The organism is Planctomycetia bacterium (assembly GCA_021413845.1).
Taxonomy (GTDB): domain Bacteria; phylum Planctomycetota; class Planctomycetia; order Pirellulales; family PNKZ01; genus PNKZ01.
Map to the genome: position 1 here is coordinate 20338 of JAIOPP010000053.1, position 19489 is coordinate 39826.

A 19489-nucleotide genomic window follows, 5' to 3' on the forward strand; every position below is an offset into this window, starting at 1 on the left:
GGGGTCAAGGAGACGGCTCGTTTCCTTAGGCCGACAATGCTCCTTTGCGCACCCTATGGCCCGAGCGCCTCGAGCGGCGGCGGATGAATGCGGAAACTCGCGCCAAGCCTCTGTTGCTCTATTTTTGGGTTCGGTGGTATCTTCCCGCACCCTAGCGGTCCCTCCGTTCGTATTCCCACTCCTGTTCGTTCAGGTAATTCTATGCCGTCGCTTTCGCACTTGCTTCGACGTTTCGTCTTCGGTGTCGCGACTTACGTCGTGGCCGCCGAACTGGTCTCGCTCGGTTCGCCTACGGCCACGGCCGCCCAGCCGGCCGCGCCGATCAAGTCGGCAGGTGCGGCCCATGGTGCGCCGCGCGGTTTGCAATTTCGCGACGAAGCGACCGCCGCCGCCGAGCGCACGGCCCGCAATACACCTACCGCCGAGATCCAACTCGTCGCGGCCGAAGAAGAGATCGTCGCCGATGCCCCGAAGGAAGCCGAACCGGTTCCTCCTTCGACCGGCGAAGCGCAATGGATTTGGTCTCCCACGCAAGCCCCCGGCGTCGTGCCGAAAGGGGCCGTGCTGTTTCGCAAATGGTTCAACAGCTCGGCGCCTGAATTGGCGTTCGTGCAGATCACGTGCGACGACCGCTACGACGTCTACGTCAACGGCCGGCTCGTCGGCACGGGCAAAGACTGGCACAAGATGCAATCGTTCGACCTGATGCCGTTTCTGCTCGAAGGTCGGAACCTGATCGCCGTGAAAGCGGAAAACCTCGACGGCGCCACCGGTGGTCTCACGGCGCGCGTGATCGTGAAACGCAAGGGAGGCGCGGAAGTCGGCTACAGCACCGACGAATCGTGGCTCACGACGACGGTCGAATCGCTCGGTTGGGAAAAGAACAAGGGGGACGACTCGAAGTGGCTCAAGGCGCGCAGCCTCGGCGAGCTCGGCGTCGCCAAGCCGTGGCTCGACAACATCACGGCCGACGACGGCTCTTCGACCCGCCGCTTCACGGTCGCGAAAGATTTCCGCATCGAACGCGTCGTGTCGCCGCTCGATACCGGTTCGCTGCTGACGTTCACGTTCAACGAATGGGGCGAGATCTACGCCGCCCGCGAGCAAGGGCCGATCCTGTTGATCGTCGATTCGAACAAAGACGGCGTCCCCGATAAGGTCACGGAATACTGCGCGGCGGTGCAAAGCTGCCAAGGTTTGCTCGCGCTCAACGGCCAAGTGTATGCGCTCGGCATGGGCCCCGATGGTTGCGCGCTCTACCGCATCGCCGATGAAAACCAAGACGGCAAGGGTGAGAAAGTTCAGAAGCTCGTCGAGTTCGACGGCAAGCCCGGCGAGCACGGCCCGCACGGCCTGTCGCTTGGGCCCGACGGTTTGATCTACGCGATGATCGGCAACCATTCGCAAGCCAAGGGAATCGCGCCGAAGGGGAGCCCGTACCACGACTACTACGAAGGGGATTTGCTCACGCCGAAGTACGAAGATCCGGGGGGCCACGCCGTCGGCATTCGTTCGCCGGGCGGAACCGTCTTGCGACTCGACTCCGAAGGGAAGAACATCCAGCTCTATTCCGGCGGCTTCCGCAATGCCTACGATTTGGCATTCAATCGTGAAGGGGAACTCTTCACCTTCGATAGCGATATGGAATGGGACGAAGGTTTGCCGTGGTACCGCCCGACGCGGCTCGATCACGTTTACGCCGGCAGCGAACATGGCTGGCGCAGCGGTTGGTCGACCTGGCCCGACTACCACCTCGACACGGTTCCTCCGGCGGCGACCGCCGGCCGGGGCTCGCCGACGGGCCTCGAGTTCTACAACCACAATCGCTATCCGCAGTCGTACAACAACGCCCTCTTCGCTTGCGATTGGTCGCAAGGTGAGATCATTGCGTTCAAGCCGAAAGCTTCCGGCAGCGGGTACACGAGCGAGGGCGAAGTGTTCGTTCGCGGTCGTCCGTTGGCGGTGACCGATGTGGCCGTCGGGCCCGACGGTTGGTTGTATTTCACCACCGGTGGACGCGGAACCGAAGGGGGCGTCAATCGCGTGGTGTATACCGGCGTGCAACCGACGCAACCGAAACTGACCGGCGTTGCGCAAGCCGTGCGCCAACCGCAATTGCAAGCGGCTTGGGCCCGCCAGAACGTCGCTCTGTTGCAAGAACAAAACAAGGAAGCTTGGGCTCCGCAATTGCTTTCCGTCGCCTCGAATGCCACGAACCGGCACGAAGATCGGGTCCGGGCGTTGGACTTGCTGCAACTCTACGGGCCGTTTCCCGAGCTCGAATTCCTGACGAAGCTCACGCGGGATCCGCAGCCGCAAGTGCGCAAGAAGGCGGCGTACTTGCTCGGCATTCACGCCGAGCCGACCGGTGGTGGCGCGCTTGTGCTCTGCTTGCGCGATCCCGATCCCGCGGTCCGTCGGCAAGCTTGCGAATCGTTGGTGCGCGGCGCGTTCTTGCCGCCCCCGGAACCGTTGTTGCCGCTGCTTGCCGATACGGATCGGGCCGTCGCTTTCTCGGCACGGCTGGCGCTGGAGCAGCTTCCCGTCGAGAATTGGAAGAAGCTGGTTTTGGAGACGAAGAACGTCAACGTGTTCTTCTGCGGCTCCGTAGCGCTGATGCGCATGAGCCCCGATCGCGAGACGGCGCTGGCCGTATTGCGGCGCGGCAGCCAAACGCTGGCCGGCGAACTGACCGACAACGAATTCCTCGACTTACTCCGCACGATCGAGATCGCGCTCGAGCGCGGCAAGATCACGGGCGAAGACGTGCCTGCCTTGCGCAAGCAACTCGCCGAAGAATATCCGGCGGGCGAGCTGCGCATGAATCGCGAGTTGCTGAAGATTCTCGGCTACATGAACGAGCCGACGATCATTCCGCGCATGGTCGCGTTTCTGAAGAGCGACGCTCCGCAGTTGGAAAAGATTCCCGTGGCGCTGATGTCGCGCTTCATCACGAGCGGCTGGACCATCGAGCAGAAGCTCGTCGTCTTCGAGTTCTACGAGAAGGCGCGGAAGTTCGAAGGGGGCTACAGTCTGAAGGGCTACTTCGACAACGTCTGCCGCGACTTCTGCAAAGACCTCACTCCGCGCGAGAAGCTCGTCTTGTTGTCGTACGGCGTGCGCCACCCGAGCAACGCTTTCGCGCTGTTGGCATCGCTGGAAAAAGTCGAAGGGGACTTGATTCCGATGCTCGTCGAGCTCGACAAACGCTTGCCGCAGAACCCGACCGAAGAAGCCCGCAAGCTTCAGACCGGCGTGATCGCCGTGCTTGGAGAAGCGAAAGACGAACGGGGCATGGTCTACTTGCGCGAAGCGTTCGAGAAGCAACCGGAGCGCCGCGTCGACCTCGCGATGGGCTTGGCTCAACAGGCCGATGGAGAGAACTACCCGCTGTTGCTCCGTTCGTTGGCGATCGTCGACGGCGTGGCCGCGCAGGAAGTGATGTTGCAACTCGCCAAGGTCGACCGCAAGCCGGAATCGCCCGAAGCGGTGCGGCAAGCGATTCTCTGCGGCTTGCGACTCGGCGACGAAGGGGCTTCGACGGCCCTGGCCTTGTTGCAGAAATGGACCGGACAAAACTTCGCCGCTGCGCCGGGCACCAAATGGAATACGGCGTTGGCGAGCTACCAACAATGGTTCACGAAAACCTATCCCGACCTCCCGCCGGCGACTCCGCCGAAGACCGAAACCGCGTCTCGCTACTCGCTCGAAGAGCTCACCGCCTTCCTCGCCGAGTCGAGCACGAAGGGAGATGCTACGCACGGAGCGGCGATCTTCGAGAAGACGAGCTGCGTGAAGTGCCATCGGTTCGGCAATCGGGGCGAAGCGGTCGGCCCGGATCTTTCGGCCGTCGCGCAGCGCTTCACGCGGAAGGAGATTCTCGAATCGATTCTCTATCCGTCGCAGGTCATCTCCGATCAATACTCGAGCAAGATCGTGACGACGGTCGACGGCAAGACGCTGTCGGGCATCGTCGCGCCGTCCGGAAGCGATTCGGTCGTCGTGCTGCAAGCCAACGGCGAGAAGACGGTCATCGCGAATAAGGATGTCGAGTCGACCTCGCCGGGCAAGAAGTCGTCGATGCCGGAAGGGTTGTTGAACTCGCTGCAATTGCAAGACGTGGCCGACTTGTTCGCATACTTCAACTCGAACGGCCCGACCCCGTCGAACATCGCCGCCCCGGCCGCGCGCCAAACGACGGCCGACAACAAGAACCAATCGCGAAGACCGACGACGACGCGGAAGTAGATCGACGCCGCGACGTATCTTAATCGCTAGACGACTGGAAACAGCTCGTCGACGGGCATGCGCCAACCGGGAACAGCCGGTTCGGCGTCGGCGATCTCGAATTACTTTCTCTTCTTGGTCTTAGCTTGGTCGGCCTCGGATGCACCGTGTGAACGAGCTTTATCCAAGCGGACCTTGGAGAGTTGCTTCAGCACGTTATCGATTTTCTTAATCGTACTCAACGACGGCGTGACTTTGCCCGTTTCGAGTCGACAAAGAGTTTCGACCCGCACACCGGCTTTGCTCGCCAAGTCTTTTTGACTCAGACCGGCCGCAACGCGATCGCGAATGATAACGCGCGCCAGCAAAGCGCGAGTAAACTCCAAGGCCGGGAAGTTGCCCACGGCATTTGCCTTCGGCAACGGAGGAAGTTCGATCGCCTTTGCCAACGTGGTAAGACGCTCGTATTCGACTCGCGGCAAGATGACATAATCTTGGTCGCCTAAATGGATCGTTTGGATTCGCCTACACATCGCACAGCCGAGCGGCTTCCACCAGCGAGGCATACGTGTCGCCGATCGGGATGAATTCTTGGCCGACGTAGCCCGTGTATTTCGTGTCGACGATCGCTCGCATGATTCCCGGATAGTTGATCTCTTGGCCGTCGCCGATTTCGTTGCGGCCTGGGTTGCCGGCCGTGTGGTAGTGGCCGATGTATTCGTGATATTTCCGAATACGCGTGATGACGTCGCCTTGCATGATCTGCACGTGATAGATGTCGAACAGCACCTTCATGCGCGGCGATCCGACTTGCTTCACGATCTCGATGCTCTGATCCATGTCGTCGCAAAAATAGTCGGGATGCCCTTTCATCTCGACATCGACCCGCGAGTTGAGCATCTCGAGGCAGAGGGTCACTTTCTTCTCTTCCGCATAGCCGACGATCTTCTTCAGGCCCGACACCATGTTCTTCAGAGCGTCGTCGGTCGTGAGGCCGCGGCGCATGCCGGAGAACGTAATGACGCTCGGCACGCCGTGCGCGGCAGATAAGTCGATCTGGTCGCGCAAGACTTTGATGCACTGCTCATGCTCTTCCGTATGCGCAAAGCCGACCTTGAAGCCGTGGCTCCCGGCGATGGCGCACTTGAGCCCGAGCTCCTTCAACAGCGGCCATTCCGTCGCCGGAATCAATTCGATCGACTTATAGCCGAGCTCAAGGCCCATCTTCGCCAGTTGCGGCACCGTCAGCGGACGATAACACCATGGCACGATCGACTGTTGAATTCGATCGTTCTTGATCCGATAGGTTTCGGCGGCCGGGGCTGCGCTTGGCGCAGCTAACGCCAGGCCGGCCGCTCCAACGACGGCCGAGCGAATCAGGCGGCGGCGCGGAAACTTCGCGGCCGTGTCGTGAACGGAACGGGCATCGTGATCGTGCGACATACGGGCAAGGCTCCGCGAGTGAACTGAGAGTGGGCGTGCCTAGCGCGGCGCGTGCTCCTTGCGGTAGCGAGGCCGACGCGAGACAATTTCGTTGCCGGAACCGATTGAATGCGGCCCGGCTTCGCTAGTTTAATCTTTGCACTCCCTCGCCGCGACCTATCGCCGGAACGAACCGGAATCGCATGAATATCGTTTGCGTTTGTCTCGATCGACTTCACTGGGGCTATCTCGGTTGCTACGGCAACACGTGGGTCTCGACGCCGGCGTTCAACCGTCTCGCGGCCGAAGGGTTCGTACTCAATTCCGCTTTTTGCGACACGCCCGATCTGGCCTCGGCGTATGAATCGCTATGGCGCGGTTCGCACATCGCAGAACGAAGCGCCGCCGCCGCAGTCCTCCGGCCGACGCTCGTCGAACTGGCCCGCGCGGCCGGCTTGCGCACGCTGCTGGTGACCGACGATGCGACGGTCGGCGAACATCCGGCCGGCGCGGCGTTCGACGACAAAGCGGAGTTCGAACCGGCGGTCGATTGCGAACCCGCCGGCGATGCCGCATCGACGCACCTCGGCCGGCTCTTCACCGAAACGCTCGAACGCGCGGCCTCGATACGGCAACCGTTTTTTCTCTGGTTTCATGCCCAAGCGATGAACGGACCGTGGGACGCGCCGACCGAAATGCGCAACGACTACGCCGACGAAGACGATCCCGAACCCCCGACGTTCACCTCGGTGCCGCGTCGTGAATTGCCGGCCGACGTCGATCTCGACGAACGCTTCGGGATCTCGCAAGCGTACGCCGGTCAGGTAACGCTCGTGGATACTTGCCTCGGCGGGTTGCTCGAACAACTAGAAGAGTCGGGCCTCGACGACGACACGGCGATCGTCGTCTTGGCGCCGCGCGGCATCGCGCTCGGCGAGCACGGCGCGGTCGGCCCGTTCGACGATCGCTTGCACGGCGAGCTTATTCAAATTCCGTGGCTGATGCGCTTGCCGCGCGGCCGCGGGAAACTCCAGCGTTCGCACGCGCTGGTGCAGTCGTGCGATCTCTATTGGACGCTCGCCGAGTTGCTGCCAACGCCGAACATCGCAGCCGAGGATGCGAGCGCTCGTTGGGGGCGAAGCGTTCTGCCGCTCGTCGACGGCACCGCGCGTGAGCTGCGCGACCGAGCGCTGATCGTCGGCGAAACGGAGTCGGGCATTCGGACCTCGGCCTGGTATCTGCGCTGCCGCAACACACTGTCTGCGGAAACGCCGGTTGAAGAGAACACGGTCGAAGAGCATGCGGCCGAAGAGCATACCGACGAGCTTTACACCAAGCCCGATGATATTTGGGAAACGAACGACGTGGCGTCTCGCTGCCCGGAGATCGTCGAGCAACTGCGCGTCGTCGCGCAGCAAACGCTCGCGGCGATGCAAACTTCGGCTTCGCCGCCGGCGTTGGAAGAAGTGCTAGCGGAAGGTTGGGAGTAACGCTTCGCCTGCACACCGCAAATTCGCGGCAATGCGCAGCCCGACGGAGTGAGAACTTTCGCGACTTGCGTGCTGCCGGCAGTTCAAGGTGCCATAGGGTTCGGCGTGCCGGCGAACTATACTCTCTCGATGCGTTCGGTCGTCATGGAGGCCGCCGAACGTCGTACGCTCGAATCATGGCACCCTCGGCATGCTCGGACACGGACGTCCGCCCACGGCGACGCTGATCGGAATCGCTCGCGCATCGATAGCCTTAGGGCTTCTTTGCGGCTTGGCGAATCTGCGCACGCACGGCGCGCCACCCCCTGCCGAGCCGCCCGCGCCTAGTGCCTCGACCACGAACGCCGTTGCCGCGCCTGCCGCACCGAAGGCGGCGAGCGTCGTCTCGCTGAACTTGCGTTTCGAATGGGGCGGCGGCACCGCGCAGCCGTATGCCGGAACGATCGAGATGGTCGACGGCAAGGTCTCTCACCCTCACGTGCTTGGGCTCGAAGTCGATGAACCGGGCTCGATGTACATCGAAGATGAGCGACTGAAGATCGAGCCGCGCGCCGATCGCGTTTACGACGGCGTCGACGTCACCATTGCCGGGCCCGCCGACGGCAAACTGCTCGTCACGTTGCAATGCGGAGCCGATCGCAATGCCGCGCCGGTGCGCGTCGAAGTGCCGCTCCTCTCGATCTTGCACGACACGTTTCATGCCCCGCTGAACGATGGCGGAGGGAATCGGATTTCGGTGCGCCGCGCGCCGGGAGATCGGTTACGCGTCCGCTATGTTTATAACGCTTTGATCTTCAAGCCGGGTGAGTTGATGCAGGTCGAGCTGCAGCCGCATCTGCTCGGCTTGGCGCCGGCCGCGCAGCTGCGTCTCACGGCATCGTTGCAACCGGCTCGACAAGCGAAGTCGCTCTGGTCCGATTCGATCGACGTGACGGCACCGTTGAACGACGGCGATTGGAATCGCATTCCGCTGTCGCTTCGCCTGCCCGACGCGGAAGGGGTTTACGACGTCGTTTTAGAACTCCAGCAACCGAGCCTGACGACGCGCCTCAATCTCACCGCGCCGATCGAACGCCGCCGCATTCAGTTCGTCGTCTTGTCGCCGCAGCCCGCGGCTAGGCCGCAGCACGGCGAAGCCCCTCAGCCGAGCGTGCTCATGGAGATCGATCCGGCGAGCCCCGGCTGGTGGGATCGAACGAAAGCCCTCACGGCGACGACGATTCCGAGCCTCAAGCGAGGGCCGTTGGGCAATTGCAAACCTGCGCTCCGTCGTTCGGCGACGGGCACCTACACCGAGCTACCGCCGTCGAAGAAGATCGAGCCGAGCGACTCGAAGGCTTGGTACGAATCGCATCTGAACCTCGCGTGGCAAGCGTATCCGATCCCGGTCGCTCAGCCCGGCCAGCCGCACATCCTGGAGATCGAGTACCCTTCTGACGTCGCGCAATCGCTCGGCATCAGCTTGGTCGAGCCGAATGCGGCAGGCGCGGTCACGCCGATCGGGGTCGACTCCGGCCTGTTCCTCGACGAAGGGGATGTCGAACGAGTCGAACGTAAGTTGACGCGCCGCATCGTCGTTTGGCCGCAAACCGCGACGCCGCTCATCGTCGTGATGAATCGCCGGCGCGACGCTCCGGCCGTGTACGGCAAGCTGCGGCTCTTGGGTTCGCGCGCGCCGTCGATCGTGGCGCTACCGTGGGGAGCGCGCGAGGCGGCGTCGCTGCCGCATGCGCACCTGCCCGAAGCCCGAGCCGACGGCCGGCTGCTGGCCGCGTACTACGATCGGCCGTTGTTTCCCGAAAACTTCTCGAGCGGGCCGACGCTCGATGGCGCGGGCGGCGAATCGGCCCGTTGCCTCGACGATTGGGTGACGTTCTACGAAGGGTCGCGCCGGCTCGTCGAATACCTCACGTATGTCGGCTACAACGGCGCGATGATCACGGCCGCAGCCGATGGGAGCGCGATCTACCCGAGCCGACATTTCGAATCGACCCCTCGCTACGACGACGGGATCTTCTTCGCCGACGGACAAGATCCGACGCGCAAGGATGTGCTCGAGCTGTTGATGCGGATGTTCGACCGCGAGGGCTTGCGGCTGATTCCGGCAGTGCAGTTCGCTTCGCGACTGCCGCAGCTCGAAGCGGTGCGCCGCGACGGTCTGCGCACGCTCGGCGTCGACCCGCTCCGTCCGCAACGGGCCGCGCCGCGCACGATGGACGTCGCGAAGTCGCCGTACGATCCGTTAAAGCCGCGCGTCGAACAAGAAATGACCGCGATCTTGGCCGAGTTGAATCAACGCTACGGCACGCACTCTTCGTTCGCGGGGGTCGCGATCCAACTCTCTCCGGATGGCTATACGCAACACTTCGGCAGCGATTGGGGAGCCGATTCGGATACGCTACGAAGTTTCGCGCAAGAGACGAACTTGAACTTGCCTGCGAATCTTTCCGCCCGCGATTTGGCCGTCGCCGTCGTCGACGACCATCGCACGGCGTGGCTTGCTTGGCGCGCGGAGAAGGTCGCTCGGTTATACGGCCGACTGCATGCCGCGATCGCGAAGGAAAGCTCGCGGCGATTGTATCTCGTCGCGGCGCATGCTTGGGAGAGCCGCGATGCGCAGGCCCGGCTTCAGCCGACGCTCGGCACTCCGATCGTTCCCGAACAAGCGCTGCTCGAGTCGGGTCTCGATCCCGTTCGCTTGAGCAAAGTTCCGGGCGTCGTGTGGATGCGCTCCTATGTGTCGAAGCCGGTCGACGCGCTGGTCGACCAAGGGGCGATGCTTGAACTCAATCGTTCCGAGGCGATGGACAAAGTTGCGGCCGAGCAGCCTTGGCCGACCAGCCTGATCTTCTACGAGCCGCAATCGGCGCGGCTCGACTCGCTCGAAAAGCAAAGCCCGTATCAGCCGATCGCGGCCCGCTTCTTCACGCATGCGCTTCCGGGTGCCGGGAAGCAACGGCGCGCGATGGTGCATCAACTGGCCGCGCTCGACACTGCGGCATCGTTTCAAGGAGGCTGGCTCCTGCCGCTCGGCGAAGAAGACGACATGCGCAAGCTTGCCGGAGTCTTGCGAGCGCTGCCGGCCGAGAAGTTCGCGACCGTGCCGAGCGGTCGGACGTTCGTCACGATTCGCACCCTGACGCGCGACGATCGAACCTATTACTACCTCGTCAACGATGCCCCTTGGCCGGCGACCGTCACGCTCGACATGACCGCTTCGCCCAATACTGTTTGGCGCGGCTTCGGCTCGGGTGCCGCGCAGACCGGTTGGATTTCCGACGATACCGGTCGCAAATGGCAAGCGAAGTTGGAACCCTACGACGTCGTCGGCGGAATGTTCTTAGAGCCGAACGTCGCGGCGTCGCAGCCTCGGATCGAGGTCGCTGACGAAGTCTCCGAGATGTTGACGAAGCGTATTCGCGATCTTTGGCTGCACACCGCGAACATCCAGCGGGCGTCGTCGTTCGTAAGAATCGTGAACCCGGGCTTCGAGCCGACCGTGGCGAAAGCCATGCCTTCCGCCCCTCCGACCGCGCCCGCGACCGGTTGGCGGCATGTCGCGGGAGACGGCGGCTTGAAGATCGAAACCGTGCGGCAACGAAGCGGCGTGCAATGCGCGCTGTTCGTCAGCGGCGAGTCGGGGGGCGCGATCCAGAGCGATCCGATCACGGTCGGCCCGAGCGGCCGCGTGGCGCTATCGGTGTGGTTGCGCAAAGCATCGACGGAGCAACCGCGACTTCGCTTGGCCTTCGAAGGGCGCTTGATCGGCAGCGAAGAAGTGCAATCGTTCTATCGTTTCGCGTCCGTCGGCGGCGGACCGAACGCCGCGCCGCTCGACCATGAATGGCGCCAGTTTCTCTTTCAAGTCCACGACCTGCCGACGACCGGCTTGGCCGACTTACGCATCAGGTTCGAGCTTTCCGGGCCCGGCGAAGTGCTGCTCGACGACGTCGCCGTGACCGATCTCGACTTCACGGACGCCGAACGATTGGAACTCTCGAAGGTAATCACGCTCGCGGAGTTCAAGCTGCAGAAGGGGGAGATCGGCGAGTGTGCCCGCTTGCTCGACGGCTATTGGCCGCGCTTCTTGCGAGCCTATGTTCCCACCGCGGCGACGGACGGCTCGAAGCTCGTCGGCGACGGGAGCGGCACCGGCGAGCAGACCGGTGTGCCGAGCTATCCGCAAACGAACTCCGGCGGCGAAGTGCCGCTCACGGCGCGCGCTCCGGCACCGGCTGCGCCTGCCGCGGAACCTGCGCCGGGCATTCGCGACCGGATGCGGCGGTTCGTGCCCGACTGGTTGCGCTAGGTCGCGGCGCTCGAGGCTTAGCCGGGAGGCCAGTGCAGCGCGCGGCCGCCGAGCAGATGGAAGTGCAGATAGTCGACCGTCTGCCCGCCGTCGGGCCCGCTATTGCAGACGACACGGTAGCCGTCGGCCAATTGCAGTTCCGAGGCCAGGTTGCGGATCACGATCGCGATGTGGCCGACGAGCGCCGTGTCGTCGTCGGCGAGATCGGCCCAAGAGCGAATCTTCTTCTTCGGGATCACGAGCAGATGCACGGGGGCTTGCGGCGCGATATCGCGGAAGGCGAGGCAGCGATCGTCTTCGAAGACGATCTCGGCCGGAATTTCGCGAGCGATGATGCGCTCGAAGATCGTCTTGGTCGACACGCGCGGTGTTCCTTAGTTCAGCGGAATTCCTTCGTCGATCAACAAGATCGGAATCTGGTCGACGATCGGATATAGGAGCTTGCCGTCGGCTCGGATGAGCCCTTCATCGAAGGAGCGCGTCACGACCTCGCCCCCCCGGTTCCGCAGCGTTCCGGCCGTGATCGCGGCGCCGAGCAGCGCAATCGTCGCGGCATCGGCCGGGTGGAGGGCCGACCGATCCTCGGGACAACGCAACATCTTCAAGAATTCAGGGCTGATCATCGACTCATCGCCAAGACACGCACGGATGAATGCGAATCGTCGATCGCGACCCAACGCAACCGGCCGAAACGCCGACGTGAATCATAATCAACGCCGCCCGTCTGCGACAGGGTTTCGCCGCCGGCCGGACTATTCCGGCTTCGGCAGCGTCGTCAGTCCGTCGGGCTTCGACGTGCGGCGACGACGGCGCGGCACCTTCGTGTTGATCCATTCCTTCGTCAGCGTCTCGAACACCTCGGGCGTCTCATAGCGCACGAAGCCTTTGCCGTCGGGAATCGGGCCGATCAGGCCGTGGAAAAGCGGCAGGCCGCGCAGATTGAGATCGGTGCTGCAATCGTCGATGCCGACTTGCGTATGCGATTTCTCCAGCGAATCGATCCGGAGATACTCGCGGGTTTGAATCTCACCATCGGTCCCTCGGGTGAGAACGCGGAACACGAACTTATCATGCGACATGCCGAAAACTCCTGGGGAAGGGGAGCGCGAGGGAGACCGTCTCGCGCTTCGGGGCTAAGCAGTTATCGGCCCGATGCCGGCATCGCTCGAAACGGTTTTCGCCGGCCCGCATGTTTGCGCAATCCGCATAAATCGTCATGGGCCGCGCTTCGCAACTGCGCGCCATAACTGATCGGCCGGCTTCCGAACCTGCCGAAAGGTCGGGTCGTGCAGGCTGTCGGCCTTCTGCGTAGAATGCTGGAAAACCCTTCTCTTCGAGCTGCTTCATGCGACGATCCGTACGATTTTCGACCTGCTTGCTTCGCGCCGCGCATCGCATGGCCCCCTCCCTAATCGGTGCGATCGTACTGGTTGGTAGCGCGGCTACGCCCGCACCGGCACAACAGTCGGCACCGCCGAAGACGACGAAGGATGCAAACGCCGCACCGTTGTCGGACGGCAAAGACGGTCGCGATCTTGCGCTGGAGAACTTCCGGCCGAAGTCGACGCTCGTCGTGCCGGAGCATCATCTGAAGCACGCGAAGTTTCCCGTGGTCGACGTGCATGTGCATCCGAAGATCCGGCTGCATCACTCGCCGGACGCGCTCGACACGTTCGTGAAGACGATGGATGCGCAGCGGATCGCGGTGTGCGTGAGCCTCGACGGCGGGCTCGGGGCGGCGTTAGAGGAACATTCGAAATACGTCTGGACGAAGCACCGCGACCGGTTCGTGATCTTCTCGAACATCGATTGGCGCGGCGACGGCACCCCCGCCGACTACGCCACTTGGGACTGCCACCGGCCCGACTTCGGTCGCCGCATGGCCGCGGCATTGGCTGCCGCGAAGGAGGCCGGCGTGAGCGGGTTGAAGGTGTTCAAAGATCTCGGACTCGTTTACAAAAACCCCGACGGCTCGTTCATCAAGCTCGACGATCCGCGCTGGGATCCGATCTGGGAAGCGTGCGGCAAACTCGGCCTGCCGGTGATCATTCATAGCGGCGATCCGCCGGCGTTCTTTCAGCCGATCGACGCGCGCAACGAGCGGTGGGAAGAGTTGCATCGGCATCCGGAATGGAGCTTCTACGGGCCGCAATTCCCGCAGCGCGAGGAACTTTTGGCGGCGTTCGTGCGCGTCGTCGAGCGGCATCCGCAGACGACGTTCATCGGCGCACATGTGGCCGGCAACTCGGAAGATCTTGCGACGGCCGGCGCGTGGCTCGACAAGTATCCGAACTTGGTCGTCGAGATCGCTTCGCGCACTTCGGAACTCGGTCGGCAGCCGTATACGTCGCGGAAGTTCTTCCTCAAGTATGCCGATCGCATTCTCTTCGGCACCGACGGCCCGCGCGTGCCCGAGCGGTTGTATCCGTATTGGCGGTTCTTAGAGACCGACGACGAATACTTCGCCTACGCCGAGAACCCGTTCCCGCCGCAAGGGTTTTGGAACATCTACGGAATCTTCCTACCCGACGAAGTGCTTAAGAAGGTCTACCACGAGAACGCGGCGCGGATCATTCCGGGCGTGAAGGAAAAGCTCACAAAGTGGGAAATGATAAATGCTAAATGATAAATGCTAAATGAAGGACGGACCTCTGGCATTTATCACTTATCATTTAGCACTTATCACTTCTCCTCAGTTCCGTCGAACTCACATCGGCCCGAAACTCCGGCTCGTCGATGCCGTCGCAGATTCGTCGCAGCGTGTCGGGCAGGTCGAGATCGGCGAGTGTTTGGAATCGGTCGCCGCAGAGCCTGCCGAAGACTAAGAAGCGGCAGCCGAGCGCTTCGATCTCGGCGAGCGTCCGGTCTCGTTCGGCTTCGCTGCCGGCCGTGAAGCGGGGATCGGCGACGCGCAGCAACGTGTCGATGCCGCACACCAGCGTGGCCTCGGGAAACAGCCGTGCCTTCTGCACCATGCGTGGTGCGCGCGTGAACCAGACGCGCGTGCGGGAATCGAACTGCCGCGAGCGATCTTCCATTTCTTCGAAGTCGAGCGGCGGCTTCTCGACGTTCTCGATCGAGAACTCGAAATCGACCGAGCAACCAAGCCGCGCCGCAGCGATCTCGGCCATGCGTAGATGCCCGGCGTGCAACGGATGAAACGAGCCGGGGAACACGGCCCGCGGCGCAGCGGATCGGCCGGCGAATTCGCGGCGTTCGTCCGTGCGCGCGAGCCGGTCTTCGGCTAGCTCGATCCAGGCCGGAAGCGCTTCGGTGCGGCGATGAACCGGTCGTTCGTGCGGCGCAAGCTTGAGCGGTGGGCGATCGTCGATGCCGCACGCTTCTGCCAACGATTCCAGTGCCAACGCCGCGGCGAGCGCTTCTTCCTCGTCGCGTGAGCGGGCTCCTTTTTCGAGTTCGAGCGAAGTAGACCAGGTACAACGGTTCGACTGCACGGCTAGATGAATTCGGTGCGAGCCGCGCTTGGGCCGATCCGAAGCGAGACTCGCCGACAGCCCTAGGCCGACGACCGGAAAATCGTCGGCGCCGCGCAAACGCCGCGCACGCTCGAAGCAACGCATCGCCATTGCGCGGGCCGTTGACGAAGAGCAGGCTTGCTCCGGAGTCGAGCCGAGGAACTCGACGAGCGCCGGCAGCGCATACGGCACGAGCGCTTCCAGCACGGTTTGCGATGCGCCGGGCACGGTCAACAGCTCGCTGATCAAGCGGCTCCCTCCCCCGGTGGCGGCGGCCACGAGGCGCACGGGGCTCTCGTGAATGCGGCGAACCAGCGCGACGTTGGAAGGATCCGAAGCCATGCGTCGATTATAAAGGAGCGATCGCGAGATCGTTAGACGTCGGAGACAGGTCGGCGGAATGCGACGATAGCAGAAGTATATTCCGCACTTCGCCGCATATTTTGCGGGAGACCGGATAACAGCCCTTTTTCGTGCGGGCGAGGCTTCGTTATAACTCCAAGCCCAAGGTGCGCCATAAAGCACGCGTTCGTTTTCATTTCCCGAGGTCGTTCTTTCGCTATGCTTCGAATTCACAATCCGCGCCTGCTCGACTATCTGCGTCATCGTTATCAGCCGGAAGACTTACGGCGCTTGATCGCGTTTCTGCGCGGCGAGAAGACGTTCCACTTCCCGGCCCTTTCGACCGGTCTTTACCCTGCGGCCCATCTGGCCGAAGGAGACTCGTCGGGCTACGCGAGCGTGTGGGTGCGCGACAACGTGCATGTGGCGCACGCGCATCTCATCGACGGGCAGCATGAGATCGCGCGGAAGATCGTCGTCGGGTTGGTTTCGTTTTTCGGCACGCAGCGCAAGCGGATCGCCGACGTATTGGCCGGCGTTGCCGATCCGAGCGATCCGATGCTACGTCCGCATATTCGCTTCGACGGTAAGTTGCTCGCCGAGATCGATCAGAAATGGGCCCACGCTCAGAACGACGCGCTCGGCTATTTCCTCTGGATCGCGACCCGTCTCATCGAGGAAGGGCTCCTGACGGTCGACGCCGCGACGGCGCAAGCGCTGGCGGGCACGGCGTTGTTCTTAGAGAAGATCGAATTCTGGCGCGACGAAGATAGCGGGCATTGGGAAGAATCTCGCAAGCAAAGTTCTTCGAGCATCGGCACGGCGCTGGCCGGATTGCAGGGCTTGCTGTCGCTCGTGGAGCGGCCGGATTGGAGCCCGATGTTGAAGTTCGGCGAGGAAGTCTTGACCCGCACGCGGCTGGAGAAGCTGGTGGCGAAGGGGCGCGAGGCGCTGACGATCCATCTGCCGCACGAGTGCGCCGATGCCGATACGGCGAAACGACGCGAGGCGGACGGCGCGCTGTTGTTCTTGGTTTATCCGCTGGAAATCGTCGACGAGAAGGCGTCGCTCGCGATCATCGAATCGGTCGTGCGCGAGCTGCAAGGAGACATCGGTATTCGTCGCTACAAGGGAGATTCCTATTGGTGCGCCGATTATAAAACGAAGCTGTCGTCGGATATGTGGACCGCCGACTTCAGCGACGACATGAGCGGCCGCGATGCGATGCTGCGCGCGGGGGAAGAAGCGCAGTGGTGCATCTTCGACCCGATTCTCTCGGCCGCTTACGGTCGTCGGTTCCAAGCGACGAAAGACCACAAAATGCTCGCGCTGCAGACGGAGTATCTCAATCGCTCGCTCGGCCATCTCACGGCCGACGACTCCCGGTTCGGCGGCATGCGCTGCCCGGAGTCGTATTACTTGGAGAACGGCCGTTACGTGCCGGTCGACCAAACGCCGCTCCTCTGGACGCAAGGGAATCTCCTGACGGCGCTCCGGATGATGGAGCGGAGCCTGGAACTCCAATCCGTCGGAAACGCCGGAAACTAGAAGGCGAGCGGCCGGTGTGAATCGGCCGTTGGAAGCTGGTTCGAGCCCGATCTAGCGGCGAAGTTTCGCGGCGGGTTCAACGGGGACATGACTGTCCCCGCTCGCCTCGGACTTGCGGCAAGTCACTGATCTCTACGTCCGACGCGAGCTAATCGCGACCTACACTTGCGCAGCCGGAACTGCGCGCTCCGGCCTGGCAAACGTGGCGGAGTAGGAAGATGTCGGGCTCGTTAAAATCCGGATCATCGACAAAATCGATTCGTGCCGATTCGCTGGCCGAGGGGGTGTTGATCCTGCTCGCGCTCACGATCGTGCAGCGGTTGGTCGGCTTTGCGCGCGGCATTCTTTTCTGCCGCTCGCTCGATGTCGATCAACTCGGCGAATGGGATCTCGCCTTCAGCTTCCTCATGCTCGCGGCTCCGTTGGCCGTGTTCGGGTTGCCGGGAAGTTTCGGACGTTACGTCGAAGCGTATCGGGCCTCGGGACAGTTGCGAACGTTTCTCCGTCGCACGACCTTGTGCAGCTTCGTGCCCGCGCTCGTGTTTTGCCTCGCGGCGGCAGGGGGTCGTACGTTCATCGCGGAGCTGATCTTCGGCGATGCAGCCGACGCTCCGCTGGTGCTGGCGATGTCCGGAACGCTCGCGACGCTGATCGTCTTCAATTTCATTACCTGCTTCTTCACGGCACTGCGGGCCAGTCGGATCGTCTCGTATCTGCAATTCTCGAACACGATTCTCTTCGCGGCCGTAAGCTTGGTGCTGATGACCGCTTGGCGCTCGGAAGCGATCGCTGCGGTGATCGGCTTCGGTGTGGCGTGCGCGGTATCGTCGCTGGTTTCGATCGTGTGGATGGTGCGGCTGTGGCGCGAGTTGCCGTTGGCCGAGACCTTGCTTCCGCACCGGACGCTGTGGACTCGGCTGATGCCGTTTGCGTTTTGGGTCTGGATGACGAACTGGATCTCGAACTCGTCGGAACTCGCCGATCGCTACATGATCGTTCACTTCAGCGGGCTCGATTCGCACGCCGCGCTCGATCTCGTCGGCCAGTACCATAGTGCGCGGATCATTCCGGTGTTGTTTCTCGGACTCGCCGACTTGCTTTCGACCCTCATCACGCCGCACCTGATCCACGATTGGGAGGCGGGCCGGCGGGAGATCGTCGCCGGCCGGCTGCGTCTGATCCTCAAGTTGTTTACCGTGTCGTTTCTGTTACTCTCGATCGGGTTGGTCGTGATGTCGCCGCTGTTTTTCCAGACGGCGCTCGGCGACAAATTCGGCTTCGGCGAAGCCGTGTTTCCCTGGGCGCTGACCTGTGCGCTCTGGACCGGCCTCGCGATGATCAGCAACAATTGGCTCTGGTGTGCCGAGAAATCACGCTTGGCGTGCGTCGGGCTGACGCTCGGGCTGCTGACGAACGTCGGCCTGAATCTCGTTTTGCTGCCGCGCTACGGATTGGAAGGAGCAGTCATGGCTTCGGCGACGGCGAAGTTTGCCTCGCTCGCGACGCTCTGGCTCCTCTGTCGCGCATTGGGGATGAAGCTCGATCGCGGCATGGTCTTCGCCATCGCCCTGCCCGGCTTGCTCTTGCTCGGGCCTTGGCCGGCGTTGGGTGCCGTGGCGGTGCTCGCCTCGGGCCTGGTGCCGAAGCTCGGCTTGTTCAGCAGCGAAGAGAAGCGGCAACTCCTGGCCGGTGCCGCGAGCTTGGCCGTGCGGTTCAAGCTGCGCGCGCCGAAGGTCGCCGCCGGCGGCACGCATTAATTGCGCATGAGCCCGTAGCTCGCGAACTAAAACGGTGCCGGTGCCGTCCAACTCAGGCGCCGGCCGTCGCGCGGATGGGTTAGCGTTAGTCGTTCGGAATGCAGCATGAGGCGCTCGGCCATGGGGAGCGCACGCTCGTGGGCATAGAGCGGGTCGCCGAGGATCGGATGCTCGAGCGCGGCCAGATGAATCCGAATCTGGTGCGAACGGCCGGTAATCGGTTCGACTTCTAATAGCGCTCGATCGGGCCGACGCTCGACGACGCGCCAGCGCGTTTGCGCGGGCCGACCTTGAACCGGGTCGACCATGTGGCGCGGCGGACGATCGAAATCTTTCCGCAGCGGCAGATCGACGAGGCCGTCTTCTTCGCGCGGATTGCCGAACACGAGCGCGCGATACACCTTGGCGACTTCGCGCGCGGCGAACTGGCGGCTGAGCTCGCGCTGCGCGTCGGCGTCGAGAGCCATGACGATCAGGCCCGACGTATCCCGATCGAGTCGATGCACGATGGTCGCTTGCGGCAACTCCGCTTGGACGCGAGCGCTCAAGCAGTCTTGCAGCTCCGGTCCGCGGCCCGGCACGGCTAATAGGCCCGACGGCTTATCGAGGACGATCAGGGTTTCGTCTTGGTAAACTTTGCGGAATGTCGGCATTGCAACGCCGTCGGGAAGTATCGGAATGACGGACGTGCGGATTCTAACGGAGATACGGATCAGTCCGTAACAGTAGTATGCAACGTGCCTGGGTTTCTCGATAAACCAAAGGTAACGCTTGTTTCGATACGTCTGTAGGCAATGGTCGCACGGCGGGCGACGGTTGTGCATTGCCCACCCACTGTGACGATAGCAACGTCGTTGTCGATATTAACTTCTCGGGACGTGTCTTATGCGACGACTTTTCCGCCGGTTCTTGCTTTGC

General features: G+C 62.7%; 13 protein-coding genes. 6 read left to right on the top strand and 7 right to left on the bottom strand.

Annotated features, from left to right (window positions below; genetic code table 11):
* Positions 1-201 precede the first annotated feature (201 nt).
* Positions 202-4248 (top strand): HEAT repeat domain-containing protein, encoded by a 4047-nt coding sequence (locus tag K8U03_09485; GenBank protein MCE9605117.1) that lies wholly within the window; start codon positions 202-204, stop codon positions 4246-4248.
* 101 nt (positions 4249-4349) lie between these two features.
* Here K8U03_09485 and K8U03_09490 read toward each other — a convergent pair whose 3' ends face one another.
* Both K8U03_09490 and K8U03_09495 read right to left on the bottom strand, forming a co-directional pair.
* The gene (locus K8U03_09490; GenBank protein ID MCE9605118.1) at positions 4350-4760 is read right to left on the bottom strand and encodes a helix-turn-helix domain-containing protein; all 411 of its coding nucleotides are present in this window, start codon (positions 4758-4760) and stop codon (positions 4350-4352) included.
* Positions 4753-5670 carry a TIM barrel protein gene (locus tag K8U03_09495; protein MCE9605119.1) on the bottom strand — a complete coding sequence of 306 codons (918 nt, stop codon included), beginning with the start codon at positions 5668-5670 and terminating at the stop codon, positions 4753-4755. The genes K8U03_09490 and K8U03_09495 overlap by 8 nt, the downstream gene beginning before the upstream one ends.
* A 182-nt stretch (positions 5671-5852) precedes the next feature.
* Here K8U03_09495 and K8U03_09500 point away from each other — a divergent pair, with 182 nt between their 5' ends.
* A complete protein-coding gene (locus K8U03_09500; GenBank protein MCE9605120.1) occupies positions 5853-7139 on the top strand; it encodes a sulfatase-like hydrolase/transferase in 1287 nt (428 codons plus the stop codon).
* Positions 7140-7329: 190 nt separating this feature from the next.
* The gene (locus K8U03_09505) at positions 7330-11448 is read left to right on the top strand and encodes a family 10 glycosylhydrolase (GenBank protein ID MCE9605121.1); all 4119 of its coding nucleotides are present in this window, start codon (positions 7330-7332) and stop codon (positions 11446-11448) included.
* Between the two features lie 17 nt (positions 11449-11465).
* Here the strand turns inward: K8U03_09505 and K8U03_09510 are convergent, their stop codons facing one another.
* From K8U03_09510 to K8U03_09520, 3 genes are all read right to left on the bottom strand, one after another.
* The gene (locus tag K8U03_09510) at positions 11466-11810 is read right to left on the bottom strand and encodes a histidine triad nucleotide-binding protein (GenBank protein MCE9605122.1); all 345 of its coding nucleotides are present in this window, start codon (positions 11808-11810) and stop codon (positions 11466-11468) included.
* Between the two features lie 12 nt (positions 11811-11822).
* Positions 11823-12071 (bottom strand): hypothetical protein, encoded by a 249-nt coding sequence (locus K8U03_09515; protein ID MCE9605123.1) that lies wholly within the window; start codon positions 12069-12071, stop codon positions 11823-11825.
* Between the two features lie 129 nt (positions 12072-12200).
* Positions 12201-12527 (bottom strand): hypothetical protein, encoded by a 327-nt coding sequence (locus K8U03_09520; GenBank protein MCE9605124.1) that lies wholly within the window; start codon positions 12525-12527, stop codon positions 12201-12203.
* Positions 12528-12793: 266 nt separating this feature from the next.
* Here K8U03_09520 and K8U03_09525 point away from each other — a divergent pair, with 266 nt between their 5' ends.
* Positions 12794-14074 carry an amidohydrolase gene (locus K8U03_09525; GenBank protein MCE9605125.1) on the top strand — a complete coding sequence of 427 codons (1281 nt, stop codon included), beginning with the start codon at positions 12794-12796 and terminating at the stop codon, positions 14072-14074.
* A 46-nt stretch (positions 14075-14120) separates the two neighbouring features.
* Here the strand turns inward: K8U03_09525 and K8U03_09530 are convergent, their stop codons facing one another.
* Positions 14121-15266 carry a hypothetical protein gene (locus K8U03_09530; GenBank protein ID MCE9605126.1) on the bottom strand — a complete coding sequence of 382 codons (1146 nt, stop codon included), beginning with the start codon at positions 15264-15266 and terminating at the stop codon, positions 14121-14123.
* 219 nt (positions 15267-15485) lie between these two features.
* Between K8U03_09530 and K8U03_09535 the strand changes: the two genes are divergently transcribed.
* Positions 15486-16814, top strand: coding sequence for a glycoside hydrolase family 15 protein (locus K8U03_09535; protein MCE9605127.1), 1329 nt, complete (start codon positions 15486-15488; stop codon positions 16812-16814).
* 218 nt (positions 16815-17032) lie between these two features.
* The gene (locus K8U03_09540) at positions 17033-18571 is read left to right on the top strand and encodes an oligosaccharide flippase family protein (GenBank protein MCE9605128.1); all 1539 of its coding nucleotides are present in this window, start codon (positions 17033-17035) and stop codon (positions 18569-18571) included.
* Positions 18572-18597: 26 nt separating this feature from the next.
* Here the strand turns inward: K8U03_09540 and K8U03_09545 are convergent, their stop codons facing one another.
* Positions 18598-19224, bottom strand: a complete 627-nt coding sequence (locus K8U03_09545) for an RluA family pseudouridine synthase (GenBank protein ID MCE9605129.1) — start codon at positions 19222-19224, stop codon at positions 18598-18600.
* Positions 19225-19489 lie beyond the last annotated feature (265 nt).